This is a genomic window from Actinoplanes auranticolor (assembly GCF_018332655.1).
GTDB lineage: Bacteria > Actinomycetota > Actinomycetes > Mycobacteriales > Micromonosporaceae > Actinoplanes > Actinoplanes auranticolor.
Genome location: NZ_BOQL01000053.1, coordinates 20,372 through 39,261, shown reverse-complemented (window position 1 = coordinate 39,261; position 18,890 = coordinate 20,372). Strand labels below are relative to the sequence as shown.

15 protein-coding genes are annotated in these 18,890 nt (G+C 68.2%); 3 read left to right on the top strand and 12 right to left on the bottom strand.

Annotated elements, in window-relative coordinates; genetic code table 11:
* Positions 1–464 precede the first annotated feature (464 nt).
* The gene (locus Aau02nite_RS31445; protein ID WP_212992222.1) at positions 465–1,100 is read left to right on the top strand and encodes a hypothetical protein; all 636 of its coding nucleotides are present in this window, start codon (positions 465–467) and stop codon (positions 1,098–1,100) included.
* A gap of 120 nt (positions 1,101–1,220) precedes the next feature.
* Here the strand turns inward: Aau02nite_RS31445 and Aau02nite_RS31440 are convergent, their stop codons facing one another.
* The 10 genes from Aau02nite_RS31440 to Aau02nite_RS31395 all read right to left on the bottom strand — a co-directional run bounded on the left by Aau02nite_RS31440 (position 1,221) and on the right by Aau02nite_RS31395 (position 14,660).
* Entirely contained in the window at positions 1,221–1,403 is a 183-nt protein-coding gene (locus Aau02nite_RS31440) for a hypothetical protein (protein WP_212992221.1), read from the bottom strand.
* Positions 1,404–1,645: 242 nt separating this feature from the next.
* Entirely contained in the window at positions 1,646–3,790 is a 2,145-nt protein-coding gene (locus tag Aau02nite_RS31435) for an ATP-binding protein (protein ID WP_212992220.1), read from the bottom strand.
* Positions 3,791–4,036: 246 nt separating this feature from the next.
* Positions 4,037–4,741 carry a GGDEF domain-containing protein gene (locus Aau02nite_RS31430; protein WP_212992219.1) on the bottom strand — a complete coding sequence of 235 codons (705 nt, stop codon included), beginning with the start codon at positions 4,739–4,741 and terminating at the stop codon, positions 4,037–4,039.
* A gap of 99 nt (positions 4,742–4,840) precedes the next feature.
* On the bottom strand, positions 4,841–5,746 hold the full coding sequence (locus Aau02nite_RS31425) for a hypothetical protein (RefSeq protein ID WP_212992218.1): 906 nt from the start codon (positions 5,744–5,746) through the stop codon (positions 4,841–4,843).
* A gap of 156 nt (positions 5,747–5,902) precedes the next feature.
* A complete protein-coding gene (locus Aau02nite_RS31420) occupies positions 5,903–6,262 on the bottom strand; it encodes a histone-like nucleoid-structuring protein Lsr2 (protein ID WP_212992217.1) in 360 nt (119 codons plus the stop codon).
* Between the two features lie 292 nt (positions 6,263–6,554).
* Positions 6,555–6,845, bottom strand: a complete 291-nt coding sequence (locus tag Aau02nite_RS31415; RefSeq protein ID WP_212992216.1) for a hypothetical protein — start codon at positions 6,843–6,845, stop codon at positions 6,555–6,557.
* 157 nt (positions 6,846–7,002) lie between these two features.
* A complete protein-coding gene (locus tag Aau02nite_RS31410) occupies positions 7,003–8,268 on the bottom strand; it encodes a hypothetical protein (RefSeq protein ID WP_212992215.1) in 1,266 nt (421 codons plus the stop codon).
* A gap of 489 nt (positions 8,269–8,757) precedes the next feature.
* Positions 8,758–9,567 (bottom strand): hypothetical protein, encoded by an 810-nt coding sequence (locus Aau02nite_RS31405; RefSeq protein WP_246595588.1) that lies wholly within the window; start codon positions 9,565–9,567, stop codon positions 8,758–8,760.
* 469 nt (positions 9,568–10,036) lie between these two features.
* Positions 10,037–10,927, bottom strand: a complete 891-nt coding sequence (locus tag Aau02nite_RS31400) for a replication-relaxation family protein (protein ID WP_212992252.1) — start codon at positions 10,925–10,927, stop codon at positions 10,037–10,039.
* A gap of 490 nt (positions 10,928–11,417) precedes the next feature.
* Entirely contained in the window at positions 11,418–14,660 is a 3,243-nt protein-coding gene (locus tag Aau02nite_RS31395) for a tetratricopeptide repeat protein (protein ID WP_212992214.1), read from the bottom strand.
* Positions 14,661–14,864: 204 nt separating this feature from the next.
* On the opposite strand from Aau02nite_RS31395, the gene Aau02nite_RS31390 reads away from it, so the two are divergent.
* Complete coding sequence (locus Aau02nite_RS31390) at positions 14,865–15,647, top strand: transposase family protein (protein WP_212992213.1); 783 nt, start codon at positions 14,865–14,867, stop codon at positions 15,645–15,647.
* Positions 15,648–16,633: 986 nt separating this feature from the next.
* Here Aau02nite_RS31390 and Aau02nite_RS31385 read toward each other — a convergent pair.
* Positions 16,634–17,557: a pentapeptide repeat-containing protein gene (locus tag Aau02nite_RS31385; protein ID WP_212992212.1), complete on the bottom strand. Its 924-nt coding sequence runs from the start codon at positions 17,555–17,557 to the stop codon at positions 16,634–16,636.
* A 134-nt stretch (positions 17,558–17,691) separates the two neighbouring features.
* Between Aau02nite_RS31385 and Aau02nite_RS31380 the strand changes: the two genes are divergently transcribed.
* Positions 17,692–18,408: a hypothetical protein gene (locus Aau02nite_RS31380; RefSeq protein ID WP_212992211.1), complete on the top strand. Its 717-nt coding sequence runs from the start codon at positions 17,692–17,694 to the stop codon at positions 18,406–18,408.
* Positions 18,409–18,616: 208 nt separating this feature from the next.
* Here the strand turns inward: Aau02nite_RS31380 and Aau02nite_RS31375 are convergent, their stop codons facing one another.
* Positions 18,617–18,889, bottom strand: coding sequence for a hypothetical protein (locus Aau02nite_RS31375; RefSeq protein ID WP_246595587.1), 273 nt, complete (start codon positions 18,887–18,889; stop codon positions 18,617–18,619).
* Position 18,890: the final 1 nt, after the last annotated feature.

Genomic DNA, 18,890 nt, shown 5'->3' with positions numbered 1-18,890 from the left:
AACTTGGTAGTGGCGCCGCGTGCGAGCCGATAACCTCCGGTATCGGGCTCGACAAGGAGGTCTTGATGATGTGCATGGTTCCCAGCGAGGTGGCTATCACCGCTACGACCTGCGAGTTCGCCGCGATCTGAACGTTGCCGCCCTCGTCGGCGGCATTTCGCCGGTGAGGCCGGCGAGATTCGCGAACTCCTCGCCTCGTAGCGGTCCAGCTGGCCGCGGTTCATCCGCGCCCGGCAGCTCCTTGGCGCCGTCATTCCGGCGCTAATTTACCGCTTACCGCGCTGACACGAGGAGAATTCGTGGTTTCCGCATCGTCCTTCGAGCCGCTCACCGCGGCTGAAGGCGGACCCAGCCATGTCATCCGTTCCGGCGAGACGATCAAGCGTCCCGCCCAGCCCTGGACCGGCACCGTTCACGCACTGCTACGCCACCTCGAGGACGTCGGGTTCACCGGCTCCCCACGGGTGGTCGGCGACGGTATCGACGCCGACGGCAACGAGGTGTTGACCTACGTCGACGGCAGCATCGTTCACCCACATGCGTGGTCGGACGAAGGTGTCGGGCAGGTCGGCAAACTGCTCCGCGACCTGCATACCGCCACGACCAGCTTCCGGCCCCCGTCAAACGCGGTGTGGCAGCGCTGGTGGATGCACCAGCAAGGGCCGAATTCAGTAATCGGTCACTGCGACGCCGGACCGTGGCACACCGTTGCCCGGGATGGGAAACCCGTGGCGTTCATCGACTGGACCCTCGCGGGACCGGTCGACCGTCTCGACGAGATCGTTGCCACCGCGTGGTGGAACGCTCAACTCCACGACGACGACGTCGCCGAACGACACGGCCTGCCCGACGCAACCACCCGCGCCCGGCAACTGCGGCTGTTCCTCGACGGATACGAGTTGCCCAGAGCTGATCGGCAAGAAGTGGTCAGCAGAATGATCGAGTTCGCGATCCGGGACTGCTCCGCCGAGGCGGTTCAAGCCGGGATCACTCCGGACTCGACCGACCCGGCGCCGTTGTGGGCGCTGACCTGGCGAGCCCGTGCCGCCGGGTGGATGATCCGCCACCGCACCCTGCTTGAGCAGGCCATCACGGCCTAGCAAGAGCACGGCCGGGGCCGTCGATACGTCGGCGGCTCCGGCCTCCTTCGGTCACCACTTCCTGGAACAGGACGTTGACAACGGTGGCCGTGAGCACGCGAGCATGCCTTGCGTCCCTCGCTACCGCCAATAGGCGCTGACCGGACAGAACTCGGAAGAGCACGAGATAATGAACGAGCTTGGTGACATGGAGCGGACGTTGCCGAGGCTTCTGACATGGGGTTTCTCCGTCAGTTTCGACACCACTTCGGCAGCGCCGGCCCGGCTGTCCACCGCGAACTGGATGCAGTTCTGCGCGTCCACGGTGTCACCGGTGGCCCTGGCTGGCTGATCGACATGCTCGCGCTTACCCGACTACGCCTGCAAACCTCCGCCGACCCCGACCAACCCGCGACAGCCGACGGAACTGCGGTCGAAACTCGCGGAGATTGATCAACGGCCGAACCGATCAATGGAGTCAAAACTCACGGGCCGCTGGTGTCACAACTCGCTTGCAGAGCCAGTGGCGAGCGGCGAAGCGCCGCCTCGGGCCACCGGGCGCGGTTTCAAGGGCCCACAGTGCTGAACAGCGTAGACAGCGGCGCCACCCAGCACTGCCGGCACGGATGGCCGTGCCGCGACCGCGGGGCAATGAGCACTCGGCCGGGAGCGGGGTCGAGGTTCAGCCGTTGGCGTTCCAGAGCCAGCAGTACCCGAGCGGGGGCCTGCCAGGTGTCGTCGCCGATCGGGGCGGCGGTGGTGCCGGCGGCGAGGGCGCGCAGCGCGGGGATCTGTTGGGCGTACGCGCCGCCGAGTATCTCCAGATCCGTGCAGGCGCGTTCCACGGCGTCGCGCATGCCTTTGCCCCAACGGCCGGGCTTGCCCCAATACCTGCGCTGGCGGCCGTGTATGGCGCCTTCGCACAGGTGGTAGCCGAGCCAGACGACCGGTGGGTGCACGCCGACGGCTTCGGCGAGCACGGCGACCTTGTCGTAGTCCCAGGCTCCGCCGCCGCCTTGGCGGGGCCGCCAGCCGGCGGCCCGCGGGTGGGTCAGCGTGTGCCAGTAGCCGGGGAAGACCGCGGTCGAGGCCACCAGTTCCTTCTCGTTGGTGAAAGCGCCAGCCGCCAGGGCGTGGGGCAGCTGGTCGGTGAGCAGGTGCGCCAGTTCGCGGCGGCTGGCCGGCACCGCCGGATCGTCGGCCGCCGCCCGACGCACCGCGGTGCCGGAAGCGGTGGTGTCGGTGGGCTCGGCCGGCGGTAGGGGGTGGTCGTCGGCGAGGTAGCCGAGCAGGAGCGCGGCGAAGTCGCTGAGTACGGCTTCGAAGCCGCGGCTGCGGTCGCCGTAGTCCGGGATCGGCAGCCACCGGCCGCCGCCGCGGTGCCCGACGCGGTGCGCGGCCTCATGGACGAGCGTGTGCAGGGTCTGTTGCCGGTCGGTCAGGACGTCGCGGTGGATGGCGACGTCGCCGGAGATCGGGCTGTAGAAGCCGTTGGCGCACGGCTCCTGCTCGCTGTCGGCGTACACCCGCACCCGGTCCAGCGCGAACGCCCCGATCGCACGCAGGACCAGCTGCCGCGTCGAGGTGAGCATCGCGCGTTCGCCGGTGGTCAGTGCCCGGTCGGCGACCCAGGTGGTCTTGTTGCGGGTTTTGTCGTAGTGGGTGCGCTGGCGGGTGCGGGCGACCTCGACTCCGAGCAGCTCCATCAGGGCTTGTTTGTCGTGTTCGGACAGGCCGCGGGTGGTGAGTTCGGTGTAGCCGCGGTCGGCCAGATCCAGCGCGGCCTCCCGGTCGCGGATGGCCGTGTAGTAGGTGTCGGCGGGCAGGTGGGTACGGGCCCAGCTGCGCCAGGCGGCGCGGACCCGTGGGTGGGTGACGGTGGTGAAGAACTGCTCGGGTTCGCGCAGGCTGCCACCGGCCAGGACATGGGTGGCGAACCGGTCGATGACCTGCGGGTTGGTGCTGTCGGCGAGGATGGCGCGGACCGCGGTGCGTAGCGCGCCGGCCTCGATGACGGTGCGGTCGCGGTTCTGCAGCGCCTTGTCGTTCAGGGGCAGGTCGTAGGAGGCGAGCAGGCCGGGCACGGTGGACACGAGCACACCGCCGATCCACACCCGGCCGGGCTCACCGTCGAGGACACACGACCCGGGTGCCGTTGGTGGGGTGTAGCCGGGTTCGGTCAGGGCGCGGAACCGTCCGATCGCCTCGACGGCGAGCTCGTGCGGGCACTCGAGGGTGAAGACGGTGCCGCCGGCGCGGTCGGTGCGGTACAGGTGGTAGACCAGCACCTCAGCGCCCTGGGCGGACCGGGACGGCATCATGCCGCCGAGCAGCCGCCGGGCCTCGACGCTGGGGGTGAAGCCGTAGCCGACGGTTTCGCAGCGCACCGCCCCGATGTGTGGGCTGCGGGCCAGGACGAGCGCGGCGAGTTTCTTGCCCTCGCCGAACTGGCCGATCTGCTGGGTGGTCTTGGTGGAGTAGCCGAGGATGAGGCCTTCCTCGGGGATGCCGGGCCCGTTGTCGCTGATGGTCAGGACACCGTTGGCCCAGCTGACCTGGGCGGTGGGGTCTTCGTCGAGGGCGTTGGCGATGAGTTCGCAGACCGCGCGCACGGGGGTCCACGACTTCACGTAGTCCGGTGAGATCGGGTAGGCGAGGGTGTCGGCGTCGGTGAGGGAGGCGGATGGCATCGCCGGGTCGCTGGTGTTCACTGCTTGCTCCTTCGTCGCAGGTATGGCTGAAAAGGCCGGCGTGCACGCTGTGTGGGCACGCCGATGGGCCAGGTCCGGCGCGGCAGGCGCTTGGAGCCGGGTGGCGGGGTGTGCCGGGGGCGGACGACGTCGTCATGCCGCCTGGTGTGGGCGGTCGAGGACGGCTCACCGGCCGCTGGCGCGTGCCGCGCCGGAAGTGGTCGGCGGGGCCTCAGGAGGCGGGCGGGCCAGCGGCCGGGTGCTTCGTCATGGGTTGTCGGTTGTGGATCTGTGGGTTTGGTGGCGGGCGTCGCGGCACCGCGCGCGCGGCGGCGGATGCGACGGGGTGTCGGTGACGCCGCTGCCGCGGCGTTTGGCCTCGTACATGGCCAGGTCCGCGGCGTGCAGCAGCTGCCGGGTGGTGCTGAGGTCGGTGGTGTGGGCGTAGCCGACGCTGGCGTGTATCGCGAGGTCGTGGGTGCCGGCGATCGGGATCGGCTGGCCGCTGATCGCCGTGGCGGCGGCGTGCGCGCTCGCGCGGGTCTGGGCGTGGTCGCCGGTGATCAGCAGGGCGAACTCGTCGCCGGACAGCCGTGCTACCAGCTGTACGGGTGGGCCCAGGTCGGTCAGGCGTAGCCCGACGGTGGTCAGGACGTCGTTGCCGTGCTCGTGGCTGTAGGTGTCGTTGACGTTCTTGAAGTTGTCCAGGTCGAGCAGGACCACCCCGGTCGGATCGCCGGTGGCCAGTGCCCGGTTGCAGGCGGCCAGGAAGGCCCGCCGGTTGGGAATGCCGGTGGTGTCGTCATGCAGGGCCAGGAACTCGGCGTGATCCGCGCGCCGGTTCGCCGCGGCGGTTTGCCGGCGGGCGTCTGCGAGCCGCTCGTACTGCCAGTGCAGGGCCACAGCGCCGCAGCCGAGGCCGGCCAGCAGGCCGCCGAGCGCGGTTAGTGACGCGGTGAGGATGGGAGACACTGGGGTTGCTCCTTTCGGTGGAAGGAGCACCGGGGCGGGCGTCTCGCGCCAACGAGTTGACGCCCGTCCCGGGCTACCTGAAGCCAGGTGGGGGTGGGGTCAGTCGGTGGCGGGCGCGGCCTGGAAGGTGGCGGGTTTCTCCTGCACCGTGTCGACCTGGCCTTTGCCGGTCAGCTTGGTGAGCGCGTTGGCGAGGGCGCCCGCGCTCGCGGCTGGGTAGCCGGTCCCTTGGTCGGCCTTGTCGACCAGCTTGCGTAGGTCGTTGACCGTGAACCTCTCGCCCGGGCGGCTGTGCAGGATGGCCAGTACGCTGGCCTCGAGCGCACCGGCGGGCCGCTTGCGCTTGGCGGGTTGCGGCGTCGCCGCAGCCCCGTTGCCTTCCGATGCAGCGGCCTTGTCGGCGGAACCCTCCGACCCGGCGGCGGCCGCGCCGCCGGCGTCATCCGGCACGGCGGTCTCGTCACCGCGGTCGTCCGGCAGGGCGGCGTCGTCGCTGCTGTGGTCGGGGACCGACTCGGCGGTTTGCGGTTCGGTGTCCGCGGCGGCGTCGGGCGGGGTGGGTACGGGTTGTGCTGCGGGCGGGACTGGCTCGTCGTCGCGGTAGGTGCCGGTGTGCGGCGGGTTCGCGTCACGCTCCGTGGTCGGCACATCGGACGGTGCCGGCTCAGCCAGCGGCGCGGTGGTAGCACGGTCGGCGTCGTCAGCGTTCTCCGGCGCTTCGATGTCCGGAGGCGGCACGGGAACCTCGCCTTGCGCGCCGGTGGCGGCTCGCCCAGCCGGCGTCAGCCGCCACAAGGTCTGGTTGGTGGCGGCATGGCGGTACTTCTGGGCGTGTCCGCTGGTTTCCCAGGCGCGTAGTTTCGGCGTGACAGTGGAGTAGGCGAGCCCTGCGTGCTGGGCGATGGCAGCGGCAGTCGCTTCGCGCAGGTCGGCAAGCGCGGCCAGGACGCGGAACGCGCTGTGCGCCGGTTCCGGTCCAGGAGTGCCGGGGGTGGCGTCGGTCATGGTGGCGGTCCCTTCCGGTATGGCGGCGGCCCGCCCGTTGCAGGCCGCCGCGCTGGGGTGTGCAGGGTTGGCGTGCACTGATGCACGCTTCGATCAGCCAGGTGAGGCAAGTCGTGCGCCCGGCGTGCGGGAAGCGACGCCGGGCGCACGACCCGGTCAGTTCGGCTGCGGGGTGGTGGCCTGCTGGTAGGCGTCGATGACCTGCTGCGGAAGGCGTCCGCTGGCGCGGTATTCGGGAACGTTGTCGTGGTGCTGGTTGTCGGCCCACCAGCGCCGCATCCGCTTGACCGACTCCGAGGCCGCCGGGTTGGGGCGGGCGGCGCCGCGCACGGTCGGGTTCTTGGGCAGGCGACGGCCGGCGGCGATGAACGGGGCGAGCGCATCGCGTAGCCGGGCCAGGTTGGCCTCGGACAGGTCGATCTCGAAGGCGGTGTCTTCGAGGGCGAAGCGGTAGGTGCCGGCGGCGTCGGTGCCGTCGACGTCGTCGATGACGGTTCTGGTGATGCGGGTAGCCACGATCGGGCTCCTCTCCAAAGGGGGTTGTGGTGCCGGACAGCAAGAAGCCCCGCAAGCCGGGGCGGCGGCGGGGCGGCGAACCGGAGCGCGGGGACGTGATGGAGGGGTCGCTCGGTGACGCCGTAGACGGGCCTGGTGCGGGCGGAGCCGCGTCACCGGCAGTGATGCGGTGCAAGAGGGAAAGAGTGGCCGTTTCGCCGGCCGGGCTTGTGGAAGGCGCCCCGTCCCTGGGCGCCGGGGTGTTGTCTGGCGGCTGCCACCGCCTATCGGTGGATGGGCGTCAGCGGCCGGGTCAGGCGGTTGTGTCGGGGTGGCGGTGGAAGGCGATGCGGCCGTCAATGAGGCGGCAGGCGATGATGCGGCCCTGTCGCAGCAGCGCGATGAGGGCGGCGTCGATGGCGAGGTTGCCCTGACGGCTCTGCGGGTGGTCGCCGGACACCAGGGCGTCGACGGCTTGCTGCGTGGACAGCAGTCGGGCGCCTGGCGGCAACGCCGCGGGACCGGCAGGGTCGTGCTGTTCAGACATGGTGGTTCTCCGTTCGCAGATGGCTGTGTCGAGATGGGTGCTGGCCGGCCGGTCCATCGCGGATCCCGGGGACGGCGGGGTGCGCGGGTGCTGTCCGGCTAATGGGGCGACAGCACCCAGGCGCCGGCCGACGAAAGCGGTCGGTACGTCACCGATCGGGTCTCGCCGGCCGGACGCGTGACCAGGTAGCAGCGCTTAGACGAGCGGCTGGGTCTCAGTCGCCGGTTGGCGCGTTGAGCGTTGCGGCCAGGGCGGCGGTCTTGCCGGCGGTCCGGAACATCGAGACGGCGTTGGCGGCGATGTTGGCGATGCCGTCCTCGCGTTCCTGGCGGGTGAACGGCAGCCTGGCGTGGGGGCCGACCCGGAACACCGGCAGGGTGTAATCCCTGCTGGCGACCGCGTCCGCACCCCCGATGGCGTAGTCCTCGAAGGAATCGGCGGTGATCCCGGGGATGGGCGTCTCCTGGTTTCCGGTGCAGACCACGACCAGGTCGTAAGTGCGGCCGTCGATCAGCGCCGCGCCAGGCAGCGCGACGGGCTGAACGCGGCGGTTCTGCACCAGAAGTCGGCGCACGCCGAGCCGGTCGGGGCGCAGGTAGCGGCCGATGCCCTGGTATCGGCCGCGCATGTTCTGCCGCCAGGTCTCGCAGGTGTCGGGCAGGTCGTCGGCGTACCAGTCGATGCGGTCCACGCGGTCGAGGGCCGCGGCGGCCATGAGTGGTGGCGGTGCGAGGCCCAGCAGCGACTCGACGGTGCACTTAGCGGAGTCACCACCACCGATCACCGCGACCCGGCGCAGATCCCGCAGCGGCCACATGCCGGCCATGCGGTTCATGAACTGCGCGAAGGTGACGATGGTGGTGCCGTTGGTCAGGCTCTGCAGACGGGGATCACCGAGTCCTCGGGCGTCGATGAGCCGTCCGGCAGGAACGGGGGCGCGGTCGGCGATGTCGATCTGCAGGCCGGTGGTGTCACCGGACACGGACACGACGTTCGCGTCGGTGACCACGTCGGCGAACTGTGCCAGGGTCAGCCGGATGATGAAGGCCATGTCGGTGTTGCTCTGGTACTCCGCCATGGACAGGTTCGCCGCCTGGATCGGCGCGCCGGGCAGGTAATTCAGGCTGGCTCCCAGGTCTCCGGCCTGACCTGCACCGCCGGGACGATTGCGGGAGTTGAGGTAGAACGTCGCTCGTGTCGTCATCGCGAAGGTGCCACCGGCACGCGAGCTGCGTTCGAGCACCAGAGGCTTCGGGAAGCCGGTGAGGACACGCACGGCGGCGTACACCGCGGCGTGGAATCCACTGCCGATGATGACTTCCCGGTCGGTGCCGCTGGAGCGCAGCGTGTCCTGGCGGGCCGCCTCGTTCGACCAGAACACGTCCAATGACTGCTCGGCGGCTTCCCGGGCGGCGGGGTCGAGGGCAATGCCGGTGAGCTGGGCCTGCAGGGAACTCGGGAACTCGGATGAGCGTTGCATGATCGCCCGCATCGCCTCCGAGTCGGGCTGCCTAAGGGCAACGGCTCGCAGAACGGACGTGATCAGTGCAGACGGCTCGACGGGTGTGAACATCGGTGGTTCCTCTCGGGAGAATGCACCGGGATCACCGCGGCGGAGCGCATACCTGTCCCCGGCGGTTCCCGGGGTTGCGGCACGCGGCCAGGCACGGTCCCCGGAAGGGATGGGAAGTGGGATTTGCTCGGGTGTGGCGGTTACGCGCCCAGGCGGGCTGATGTGCGTCCGCCGATCGGCGCTCGCCCAGCGGCTGGTGGTGCTAAGGCGCCTGCGCAGGCTGCGTCGCGGGCACCACACGCCGGTGTTCCCGGCGGACCTGCGGCTGCGCGGATCCGCGGGTAATCCGGGTAGCTGGGGGAGCAGCCGTAATCGTGATGGTGGAGCCGGCCGGGCCGCCGCCGATCGCCTGAGGTGCCGGGGGATGGAGAGGGTGCCCGACCGGTTCCGGTTCGGTTAGAAAGCGACGGCGAGCAGCCGCTGGCCGGCCTCGACGGTGTCGAGATAGCGGCTGGCCTGCTCGAGGTAGGTCACCCGGTGGGCCAGGGCATCGCCGGCGGGTGCGAGCTTGTGCCCGTCGGCGGTCAGTAGCGCGTCGGCGCAGACGGCGGTGGCGGCGCTGTAGTGCTGGTAGGCCAGCGGGCCGGCCTGAAACATCTCCAACTCCTCCACCAGGAGGTGCGCGGCGCCGTAGCTGACGGCGTTGTGCAGCCGCATCGCGTTGACCCGCGGCTGACCGAAGAAGTCCGCCTCCACCCGCTGCAGCGGGTAGGTGGCGGGCTCGGCCAGATGCCGGGCCTGGTACACGTGCCAGGGCCGGGCCGGCGGGGTGCCATGGACGACGTGCTGCCACAGCTGGTGGCGGATACCGGCCCCCATGCCGGCGGCGTGGCGCAACCCGGCGAGCTCGAGGAGCTTGACCGGTCCGCCCGCGCAATAGGTGGGCTTGCCCTTGCGCGGCGCGATGAGGTGCCTGGTCTGCCAGAGCCATCTGGCCTCGACAGCCCAGAAGCGGGGCTGCAGGTTGCCGGACACACCGAAGTGCCGGTCGAGCTGGTGCGCGGTCAGCGCCTGCGACGGTAGTCCGTCGGGCAGGCAGACGATCATCGACCGAATCGTCGCGATCGGCGTCTGCACGGCAGCTGCTGGTACCGCCGGGCCGGTGTTCGTGGTCGCCGAAGTGGTGTTCTTGGCAGTCGTGCTGGTCGGGACGCGGCGGCCGAAACGGCTCAGGGGCGTTGCCGCACCGTTGTGCGTAGCGGTCATAGCGAGGGTCCTCCTGGGATACGGGCGCGTCTTCTGGGCGCGCAGAGGTGACCGGCCCACCGGGTACATGGGTCGGTTGCGGGTGATGAAGCGGAAGGGATCCGAGACGGTGCGGGGTGGTGCCGGTTGGTGCGGTGCGGCCTGGGAAGGTCACCGCGCGGCGCGGTCGCCGACCGGCCCTCAAAGGGGCGGGTGGACGAGGCGCACCGAAACGGTGCGGCGAGGCAATCCCGAAGGCGGGACCGAACCGGGTGGAGCGAAATGTGGGATGAGGTAGTGCCGAAGAAGGTAGCGGCCGGGTCTGTCAGTCTCGGCGGCTGTTGGGATCGTCAGAACGGCGTCTGACCTGCAGTGTCAGAAGCAAGCGTCGGATGGTGTAAGGCGGTGGCGGGAAAGTGTGAGACCCGGGGAGGTCTGACAAACGACCTTGCGACCGACAGGCTCGCCGTTGACCTGCCACAGGGACCGGTCAGAGTTCCGGGTCGAAATCGGCGGGTCCGTCGTCGGGGTAGCGGTGCGGGTTGGTCGCCGGATTGTCCGGGCCATGATCAGAAGGCAGCTCGTGCAGCCACCGTCGCGGGCCCGGATCGGACGTGAGGGTCCAAGACTCGCCGGCGGGATGCTCGCCGTGGATACCGGTCGCGACCGGCATGGCGGTCGGCACCCCACATAGGGCGTCGAGTAGGTGCCGTTCCCGACGGCGGCCGGGAACCCGCAGCAGGACCGGGTACCGAGGGCCGTAGGCGGCGAGCTGTCCGTAGCCGCGCAGCTTCTTCAGCACGATGCCCAACGGTTCGGTGCCGTTGTCATGTTCGAGGAAGAACCCGACCTCGCGCCCGCCGGCGACCCAGACGCCGTGCCCGTCGGGCTGCACACCGGCGCGGGCGAACACGGCGGTGGCGTGCTGCTCGGACCACCACCGCGCCAACCGCACACCGGTGTGGGCGCGGGCGTGGGCGGCCAAGTCGATGAACAGCTGGTTGGTGCCCAGCAGATGGCGCAGCCTTCGGCTACCGATGATCCGCTCGGTGCGTTCGATCGCGGTACGCGGCGCTCGGGCGCCCGCCCGGTTGGGGTCGTTGAACTGCGTCGGGTACACCACAGCACCGAGCGGACCCAGGGTGTAGAGGTACTGCCGGTTACCGGTGGTGGTGTCGACGAACCGGGTGACCGCCTCCAGCTGCTGCAACACGGCCAGACGCAGCCGCGCCGACCGCCGGGACGGGAACAGGGCCGCGGCGATCTGATCGGTCGACAAGATGTAGTGCTCGGCGAGCCAGCCCAGCAGCTGGTGATCGCGAGGGGTGAGGCGACGTAGTTGCTCGAGCCGGGCCAGACGCGACGGCGAGCGACGCGGCAGGGAGTTGGAGGCCCGACGGGAGCCGGACGAGGAGGAGTTGGCGTTGCTGGTCGGCACTGTGGATGCTCCAAGCGGAAGAGACTGCCCTCCGAGGGAGGGTGTCTGGGATCGGCGAGGCGGCAGGCAGGCCGAAGCACGGCCTGTGTGCAGCAGGAATCACCCCGCTGGCACTATTCGTCAGCCCGGGCGGGGCGATCGGTGGTGAAGGGATGGTGAAGAGCCAGCGGAAAGATCCACGGAAGACCGCACCATGCGCGCTGACAGACCAGTCGATCTCAGTGTGACTGTGACTGTGACGGTCTTCGGTGGCCTCGGCGCGAACTCTAAGTCGCGTCCGAGAGGTCTGCGTGGGGCAGGCGCACGGTTGGCGAACGGGCCATATGTGCTGATGGACGTCCGTATCCTGGCCGGCCGGGTGCCGCCGGCACGCGGCCCGGCCCGTCACTTGGCCAAGGGCGCGCCAATGACCTCCGAGGGGGCCGCGTCCCGGCTACGCCGATCCGGTGTCCCGCTTCCGGCCCAACCTCGCCAGAGATCCGGCCGCTTGGGCGTCACCGGAATCGAGGCGAGCTCGGAGGATGTCGACGGCCTCGTCGATACGGCCGTACTCGGCCAGCAGTTCGGCTGCCCATATCGCGGTGTGCGAGTCGGCGGCCGTGGCGGCATACGGTCGCACGATCTCGACTGCCTCATCGAGGCGGCCCTCCCGGGCACGTATGTCGGCCAAGTGGTGGGCCGCGTGCCAGTTGCCGTCGCCGGCGAGGGCCCGCAGATCGTCGACGCGGCCGTACTTCGCCAGAAGGGCTGGTAGTTCTCCGCTGTTGTATCTGTCGTCGGCGAACTCGGCAGCGAAGGGGCGCAATACGTCGATGGCCTCATCGACGCGGCCCTGCCGAGCCAGCATGTCGGCCAGCTGGCGCGCAGCGGGCAAGTCGCCGTCGGCCGCGGGCGCTCGAAGGACGTTCATCGCGTCATCCAAGCGGTCGTTCTCGGTGAGCATGTCGACCGACCGGTGAAGGACATAAACCTCGTCGGTATCGATGCCGATGCGCGTTCTCAGGACGTTGATCGCCTCGTCCACGCGACCTCGTTGGACCATGGTCTTGAGCAGTTGCCGAGCGGCGTAGGTATCGTCGGCTTCAGCACCGATACGGGCTTGCAAGACATTGATCGCCTCATCGACGCGCCCCTGCCCGGCGAGAAGATCAGCAAAGCGGCGGGCGGCATATCCGTTGCCCGCCTCGGCCCAGACTGCGAGCTCGTCGAGTGACCCCTGATCGGCCAGGAGACCGACCAGGTGCCATGCGGCGGACCAGCCACCGGCGTCGGCGCGGGATTTCAGGTCCCCGATCCGGCCTTGTGCGGCCAGCAGGCCGTCCAGATGCCAGGTCGCCGACCACTTCTGAGCGGCGTCGCGGGCCTCGAGCGCGGTGATGCGACCTGTCTCGGCCAGCAGGTGGTCCAGATGCCAAGCGGTGGACCAGCCGGCCGTGGTCTGGGCCATCAAGATGTCGAAGTTCTCCAAGTCGATCAGGTCGTTGAAGCCCTGCCAGGCGGCCGACCAACCGTCTGCGTCAGCGCGCGCCTGCAGAATGTTCCGCGCCTCCGCCCCACGGCCGGTGTTGTTGAGCGTCCACGCCACGCGGTCAATGTCGTCAGGGCTGTCGGTGCCGGCCTCGGCGCGCAGCCGCAGCACCTCGATCGCCTCATCGACGCGGTCCTGCTCGACTAACAGGCGGACCGATCGGCGGGCCGCGTATCCGTCGACATCGCTATCAGAGACGGCGAGCGCTCGTACATCGTCGAGGCGTCCCTCGTTCACCAGGAGATCCACCAGCCGATGAGCTGCGTACCGGTCGTCCGCGTCGGCCTCGGCGGCGAGTGATCGCAGCATGTCGATCGCCTCGTCGACGCGGCCTCGCTCGGCTAGCCGGTCGGCCAACGACGTCCTGGACTGCCGGTCACCGGTGACAGCCTGCTGCCGCAGGACTTCGATCGCCTCGTCAACGCGATCCTGTTGCTCGAGAAATCTGACGAGTTCGGAGGGCGCCGACCAATCCCACCAATTTCCGGTCTGCGCGCGAGCCCGGAGACTATCGATCACCTCGTCGATGCGGCCTTCCTCGCTCAGCGCAGTGACCAAGCGGGAATGCGACATGGTGTCGCTGGGATGGGTGTCGACGTAGGCGCGCAGCACCTCGATGGCTTCGCCGTTACGTCCTTGTTCGCTGAGAAGCTCAGCCAGCCTCCAGGTCGCGTCTCTGTCGCCTGTGGCGGCACGGGCTCGGAGATTGTGGAGGCGGGGTCGAAGCGCCAAGTGGTCCTGGAGTACGGCGTGCCGGTACTGGTAGGTGAGTCCGGCCTGACGAAGGAGGCCGTGCTGGTGGGCGTGGGCGAGAAACGGTTGCAGTCGCCAGGGCAGGCGATTTCCCAGCGCGAGCCGGGCGTGGGTGAGCCGGTATCGGGTCCAGGCCCAGCCCCGCACGGTGAGGCCAACCATGGCCCCGTAGATCAGGGCTGCGGTGACGCCTGCCTCGACGGGCGCAACATCGGTCAAGGTGGCGAAGAGAGCGAACGCCGAGCCACCGATCAGCGCTTGTTGGGTCGCCGTGAGAGCGGCGACCCGGACGGCGCCGGGCGCCCGATGTGGCGGCGTGACCCGGTGCCAAACCGGCACGAGAGCGATGAGAGCCGCATAGCCCGACCCACCGATGAGGACGAGAGCAGCTTCGCCGAGGATCAGCGCGGCCAGTGCGGCACCGCCGAATGCATGGCTTATCTGGAGACCCAGCTTTGCGAGGCGGATGCGACGGGACGTCCGAAACACCGCCCGGGTGACCCGCGGGCTCCCCGGCGACCAAAGCGGCTCTAGCCAGCCGGCTGCGGCAACGGCCATCACGGCGGCTCCCGACGCCGCAGCCCAGGCCGTGTTTCCCCTTACCAGCAGACCGATCAGGCCCGCTATGAGCCCCGACAGAGTCACCGCGGCCATCACGGTCGATGCCCGGGTCAGCCCGGGACGGGCGGCGAACAGGTCGGTCCGAAGCTGCCACCAGCGCCAATCACGAGCACCGCTGATGAAGAGATGGTATGCCAGGCTTTCCAGCCATCGACGTGCCCGCGCCGGCTCATACGCCCGTCGCCGCCAGGAAGTTCCCCGGCCGGACGTCCTCGTGCCGGGTTGGCGCCATTCGGCGCCTCGGTCATTGTCGGCGGCGGTCCGGTCTGTGTAGACGACCGTGACGAAGGTGTCCAGCAGCCGATCGGTCACCGCCTGCTTCGAGCCGAGCTGGATCAAGTCGGCCGGCTGGGTGGAGGGTTGCCGGTACGTGGTGCGGGCCAGAGACACCATCAGCGGTGTGGACAACGCGGCCGCCAGCGGATCGGGGCTCGTTGTGGACCCGGCCTGCGGAGGATCGGTTATCAACGCCCTGAGGTGAGCGAAGACCGGTTCCCAACGGGGCTGGGCGGTCTCCGGATAAGACAGATACTCGAGCGCAGCGCCGATCTCGACCGGCTCCAACTCGACCGCCGCCGCGGTGGTCAGAAACGTTCCGGTCCGGGTAACAACGTCGTCGTACTCGTTGCTGCGGCAGGTCGCCACCAGCGGACCGCCTTCGGCCGCGTACGCCTCCAGGGCACGCATTGCCTGTCCGAACTGCTCCCGGGCCAGTTCGTCCAAACCGTCCAGCAGCGGTAGCACCCGGCGCCGCTCGACCAGCCGTTCGGCCACTCGGAGAGGGTCGCCAAACGGCTGCAGCACGGCCGCGTACTCCTCAGCCAGCCGCCGGGCGACGAACGTGTCGACACTGAGCCTTTTCCAACCTGATCTTGCAGGTCAGCGCGGGTAGGCGAGGGCCGCGGATCGATGAGGGCGAGGCTCCAGGTAAGACAGCAAATCGACCAAAACCCGATGCCCTGACCGGGAGCCTCGCTCGTGCTGTGTTACCCGTCCACGATCTCGTTGTCCAGCCGGACCCTGAACCATCTCGCCGACCGCATCCGCGGCCACCGCAACCAGCGTCGGTCCAGGTGGCGGCGTCTTGACGCGGGACGCCAAGCACTGCTCGCCCTTGCCCACCTGCGTCATGGCGATACATATACCCGGCTGGCTGCCGGGTTCGAGGTTGGGGTGAGCACCGCCTGGCGCTACGTGCAGGAAGCGATCGCCCTGCTGGCGCAAGCTGCCGACGACCTGGCCACCGCAATGCAGCGGATCCGCCGACTGGCGTACGCGATCCTCGACGGCACGCTGATCCCGATCGACCGGGTCGCCGACCAGAAGCCCTACTACTCGGGAAAGCACAAACGCCATGGCGTGAACGTGCAGGTCATCTCCGATGCCGCCGGCCGCCTCATCTGGGCGTCGCCGGCGTTGCCGGGTTCGGTCCACGACCTGACCGCAGCCCGCACTCACCGCATCATCGAGGCGCTGACCAGCGCAGAGGTGATGACCTTCGCCGACAAGGGCTATCAGGGTGCCCGCGGCAGCGTGCGCACCCCGTTCAAACGGCGCCGATTCCGGCCGAAATTGTCACGCCGACAGAAGGCCGTCAACCGGGCCCACACGAAGATCCGAGCCTGCGGCGAACGTGCGATCGCCACCCTCAAGACCTGGAAAATCCTGGTCAAGCTCCGCTGCTGCCCACGCCGAGCGACCGCAATCATGCAGGCCATCCTCGTCCTGCACCACGTCGAAGCCGACCGCTACCCAGATTGAAAATGGCTCACTCTCCCGCGGATCCCACGTCGTGATGGCCAGCAGCACCGGCACGGGTTCATCCGGCTGTCGCGTCCGGATCAAACCCAAGGTGAGCAACAGTGCGAAACCGCTCTTGCCCTTACCCGGGTCGCCGAGCACCGTGAGTTGCCGATGCCGCAGACTCCGGAACGCCGTGACGATCTGCTGGTTGATCGAGTCTCCGGAACCTCCGGCAAGCGGCACGTCGGTGTGTCCGCGCAGCGGGAACTGCTGCCAATCACCACCCAGCGGGTCGTGCACCACCGCGGCCCGGCTCGCCGCCGGCCGGCCTGTCGTGGACCATTTCACCCGCAACGGCGCCGGCCGGGTCATTTCCAGCCGTACTGCCTCGGCCGACCACTGTCTCTCCAACCGGGTCGCCAAGTCTGTCTCGACCTGAAGATCCATGTCTGGTTGAGCCGCCTGCTGGGTGAGCAGCACATGGCTTACCCGCAATGAAGCGAGTACCAGCAGCCCAACCAGCACCCACACCGCCGGCGCCCACCACTTCCAGGAGTCAGGAGGGTCGACGGTGTTCGTGGCCAGGTTCGCAACCAGGGCAAACAGCAGGCTCACCATCAGGGCCAGCGATGGCAGGCCCGGCCCTGAACCGCGTCTCATCGCACCCCCACAGAACCGGCACGTCTGCATCCAACCTAACGTGACCGGCCCGCAGCCTCACCCCAACTACGACCACGAGTTCCGGCCGCGCGCAGCTGCCGCAACCTGCGATCGGCGGCCCCGTGCGTGGGTCAAGCATCGGAGGGTCGATAACGCGTCGGTCACGCCGAGGGCCGGATGGCCACTCGTCTGACGACGTAAGTCCTCGCGACCGACGGTCGATAACCTCCTATTGTCAGGGCATTCAACTGCCGATGAGAGCACGCCCCCATAGGCTACTCGAACAGGAGTGTGTGCATGCAGGCTGAAGCCGGAATCGAATTCAGCTTACGCGAGCCGCGATCTCACTGCTGAGGTGCACTCTTTGCCTCCTCGAACAAGGCCGCGGGTGATCCGGCCACCAATTCGCCGCCCTGGTGATCGAAGCCCTTAAGTACAACCTCGCCGCTGGTCACGGAAGCGCCTGTGAAATCCAACAGTCCACCCGTCATTTTGGCATTGGCGAAACTGACGCGACCGCCTTCGACGGTTGCTTCCGTGAACCAGATGCGGGCACCACTGAAAACCGCGTCACTGAGGTAGAAGTTGCCCTCCCGGAAGCGGGCGCGATGAAAAGACACCTTGCCGCTGACGAAGTGAGCTCCGGTGAGGTCGCCGCCGTAAAAAATCGCGTCCTCGAAGCGGAAGTTCATGCCCTGCCAAGAAACGCGCGAGAATCCAGGGCGCAGATGATCACGGATCAATCGTACGATCGTCCGCCGGACAATCATTTCGCCGTGCAGATAGTCACGCTTGTCGGGATCCGCTTCGTACGGGACCTGGAGATAGACGGTTAGTACGTCGATGCACAACTGACGCTGCTGGACCCAGTCATCTGCCAACGAGCTCATGGCGTGGACGCCGGCCAGCCGAACCGCCGGACTTTCGTGACCGAGCTGTTCGGATGCCTTTCCGAAACGGCTGAGGAGCTGCTCGGCGTCGGCGCGCTTGGCGTCGCCTTCAGTGAGTTTCTGCTTGCGATAGGCGTACACGCCGGCGAGCACCGCACCTGCGAAGGTCGCCAGGGCCACTGCCGACTTGAAAACGTTCAGCGTGCGGTCGGCGCTCGAGGTGCCCGCCGCGGCCGGCGGTATGAGGCTGTGGTCGAGCCAGAAGAATGCGGTGGCAAGAACAAGAGCGGACGCCAAGACCGCCACCGAGGAAGCCATCCAGAACGGCCACATTCGAGGGGCATGCCCGGGTTCCCAGCGCTGCTCGTCATCAGCCATGCGGCCATCATGTCAGCCCCGACAGGATGACGGCAGAGCGGACGTAGGTGTTAGCGGCTGCCGCGCTTATCTACTCACCGAACGAGAAGCGTGTCGTGGACGGTTACCGTATCCGATCGTGATACTGGTTTCTCATGGATGCGATCCTGGATGCCTCACCGGACACCTGGACTGACGAGGATGCAGATTTACTGGGGGCGCTACAGCTTCGTGCCAGCCTGATAGCGGGATCTCGACCAGAGACATCCGCAACGCCGCGCAGTGAGCCCGGGATGCCGCTGCCGGTCTACTTTGAATCTACGGCACAACGGGCTGGATGGTCGGCGGGCTATACCATTCCCGGTCATATGCCTGAAATCTATTATCCAAGGGTGCGGGTCAAATGGGCGAAAGATCCAATTGGAGCCCTGGCATTCTTTCCGTTCGTGCTGGCCCTGAATGCCATCTCCTGGAGCGTTGCCGTCTGCCTCCACCTTATCCGATACGGAACCTCAAGAATGTCATCGGGAACCGCGGTCAAGTCTGGCAGTTATATTGGCCCGGCGGAACGTGTCGTCTTCGCCGGGGATGGCATCTATTTTTACCGGCTGAATGAGGCGAGTTGTAGCGCCCGAAAGCTCTACAACTCAATTTCCTCAATTCAATACGACCGCCAGGCCAGAGCTCTCAAAGTCCACCAAGTCTTCTCCGCTGAGCTCTCTCAGACGGAAGATTTAATCTTCGAAAGATCATATGCAACCATCGCCTTCGTTCTTCTGCAGTTCCTCTGCTACGGAGTACGCAATGCGCCATTGAGTGTCCCGGACTGGTTCCCGCGGAAGGCCGCAAGGTTCGGCAGGCCGATATATTGATTGGACGCTGTTCCGTTTAGGGCACCGGAAACGTACGTGACGGAATCGGCGAATACTCAACCACGGGAGCATGCTTTAGTAAATCAGCACGGGTGGCTCCATCGGCATCCGTGGCTCGCACCAACACACCATTCGGTGCATTAATCTGCCGCCGATAGTTGCGCGGCAGCGGACTCCCAGTCACGCGAGCCTGACGACAGACCCGGGATCAAGGGCTGGGCAGGTAGCGCGTCCGACTACCGTACGTTCGGTCCTCGAGTTCCACGAAGGCCAGACTGGGGACCTCGGGCACGAGTTCGCCGTACAGGTGGCGGGCGACCAGCTCGAAGGTCGGGCGGAAGGGGAACCGGTCGGTCCACGGGCCGTCGCCGAGCAGGTCCGCCCACGCCGCCAGCCGCGCCGATAGCGCGTCCGTGTCAAAGAACCAGCCGCGTTTGGTGAGGTCGCCGTCCTCGAAGCCGACACCCGCTCGCAGGGCCACC

Coding starts and splice junctions, on each gene's coding strand:
- Aau02nite_RS31425 (WP_212992218.1), bottom strand. CDS start 5,746: ATGACCGACGCCACCCCCGGCACTCCTGGACCGGAACCGGCGCACAGC.
- Aau02nite_RS31415 (WP_212992216.1), bottom strand. CDS start 6,845: ATGGACCGGCCGGCCAGCACCCATCTCGACACAGCCATCTGCGAACGG.
- Aau02nite_RS31410 (WP_212992215.1), bottom strand. CDS start 8,268: ATGCAACGCTCATCCGAGTTCCCGAGTTCCCTGCAGGCCCAGCTCACC.
- Aau02nite_RS31405 (WP_246595588.1), bottom strand. CDS start 9,567: ATGACCGCTACGCACAACGGTGCGGCAACGCCCCTGAGCCGTTTCGGC.
- Aau02nite_RS31385 (WP_212992212.1), bottom strand. CDS start 17,557: ATGGCTGATGACGAGCAGCGCTGGGAACCCGGGCATGCCCCTCGAATG.
- Aau02nite_RS31380 (WP_212992211.1), top strand. CDS start 17,692: ATGGATGCGATCCTGGATGCCTCACCGGACACCTGGACTGACGAGGAT.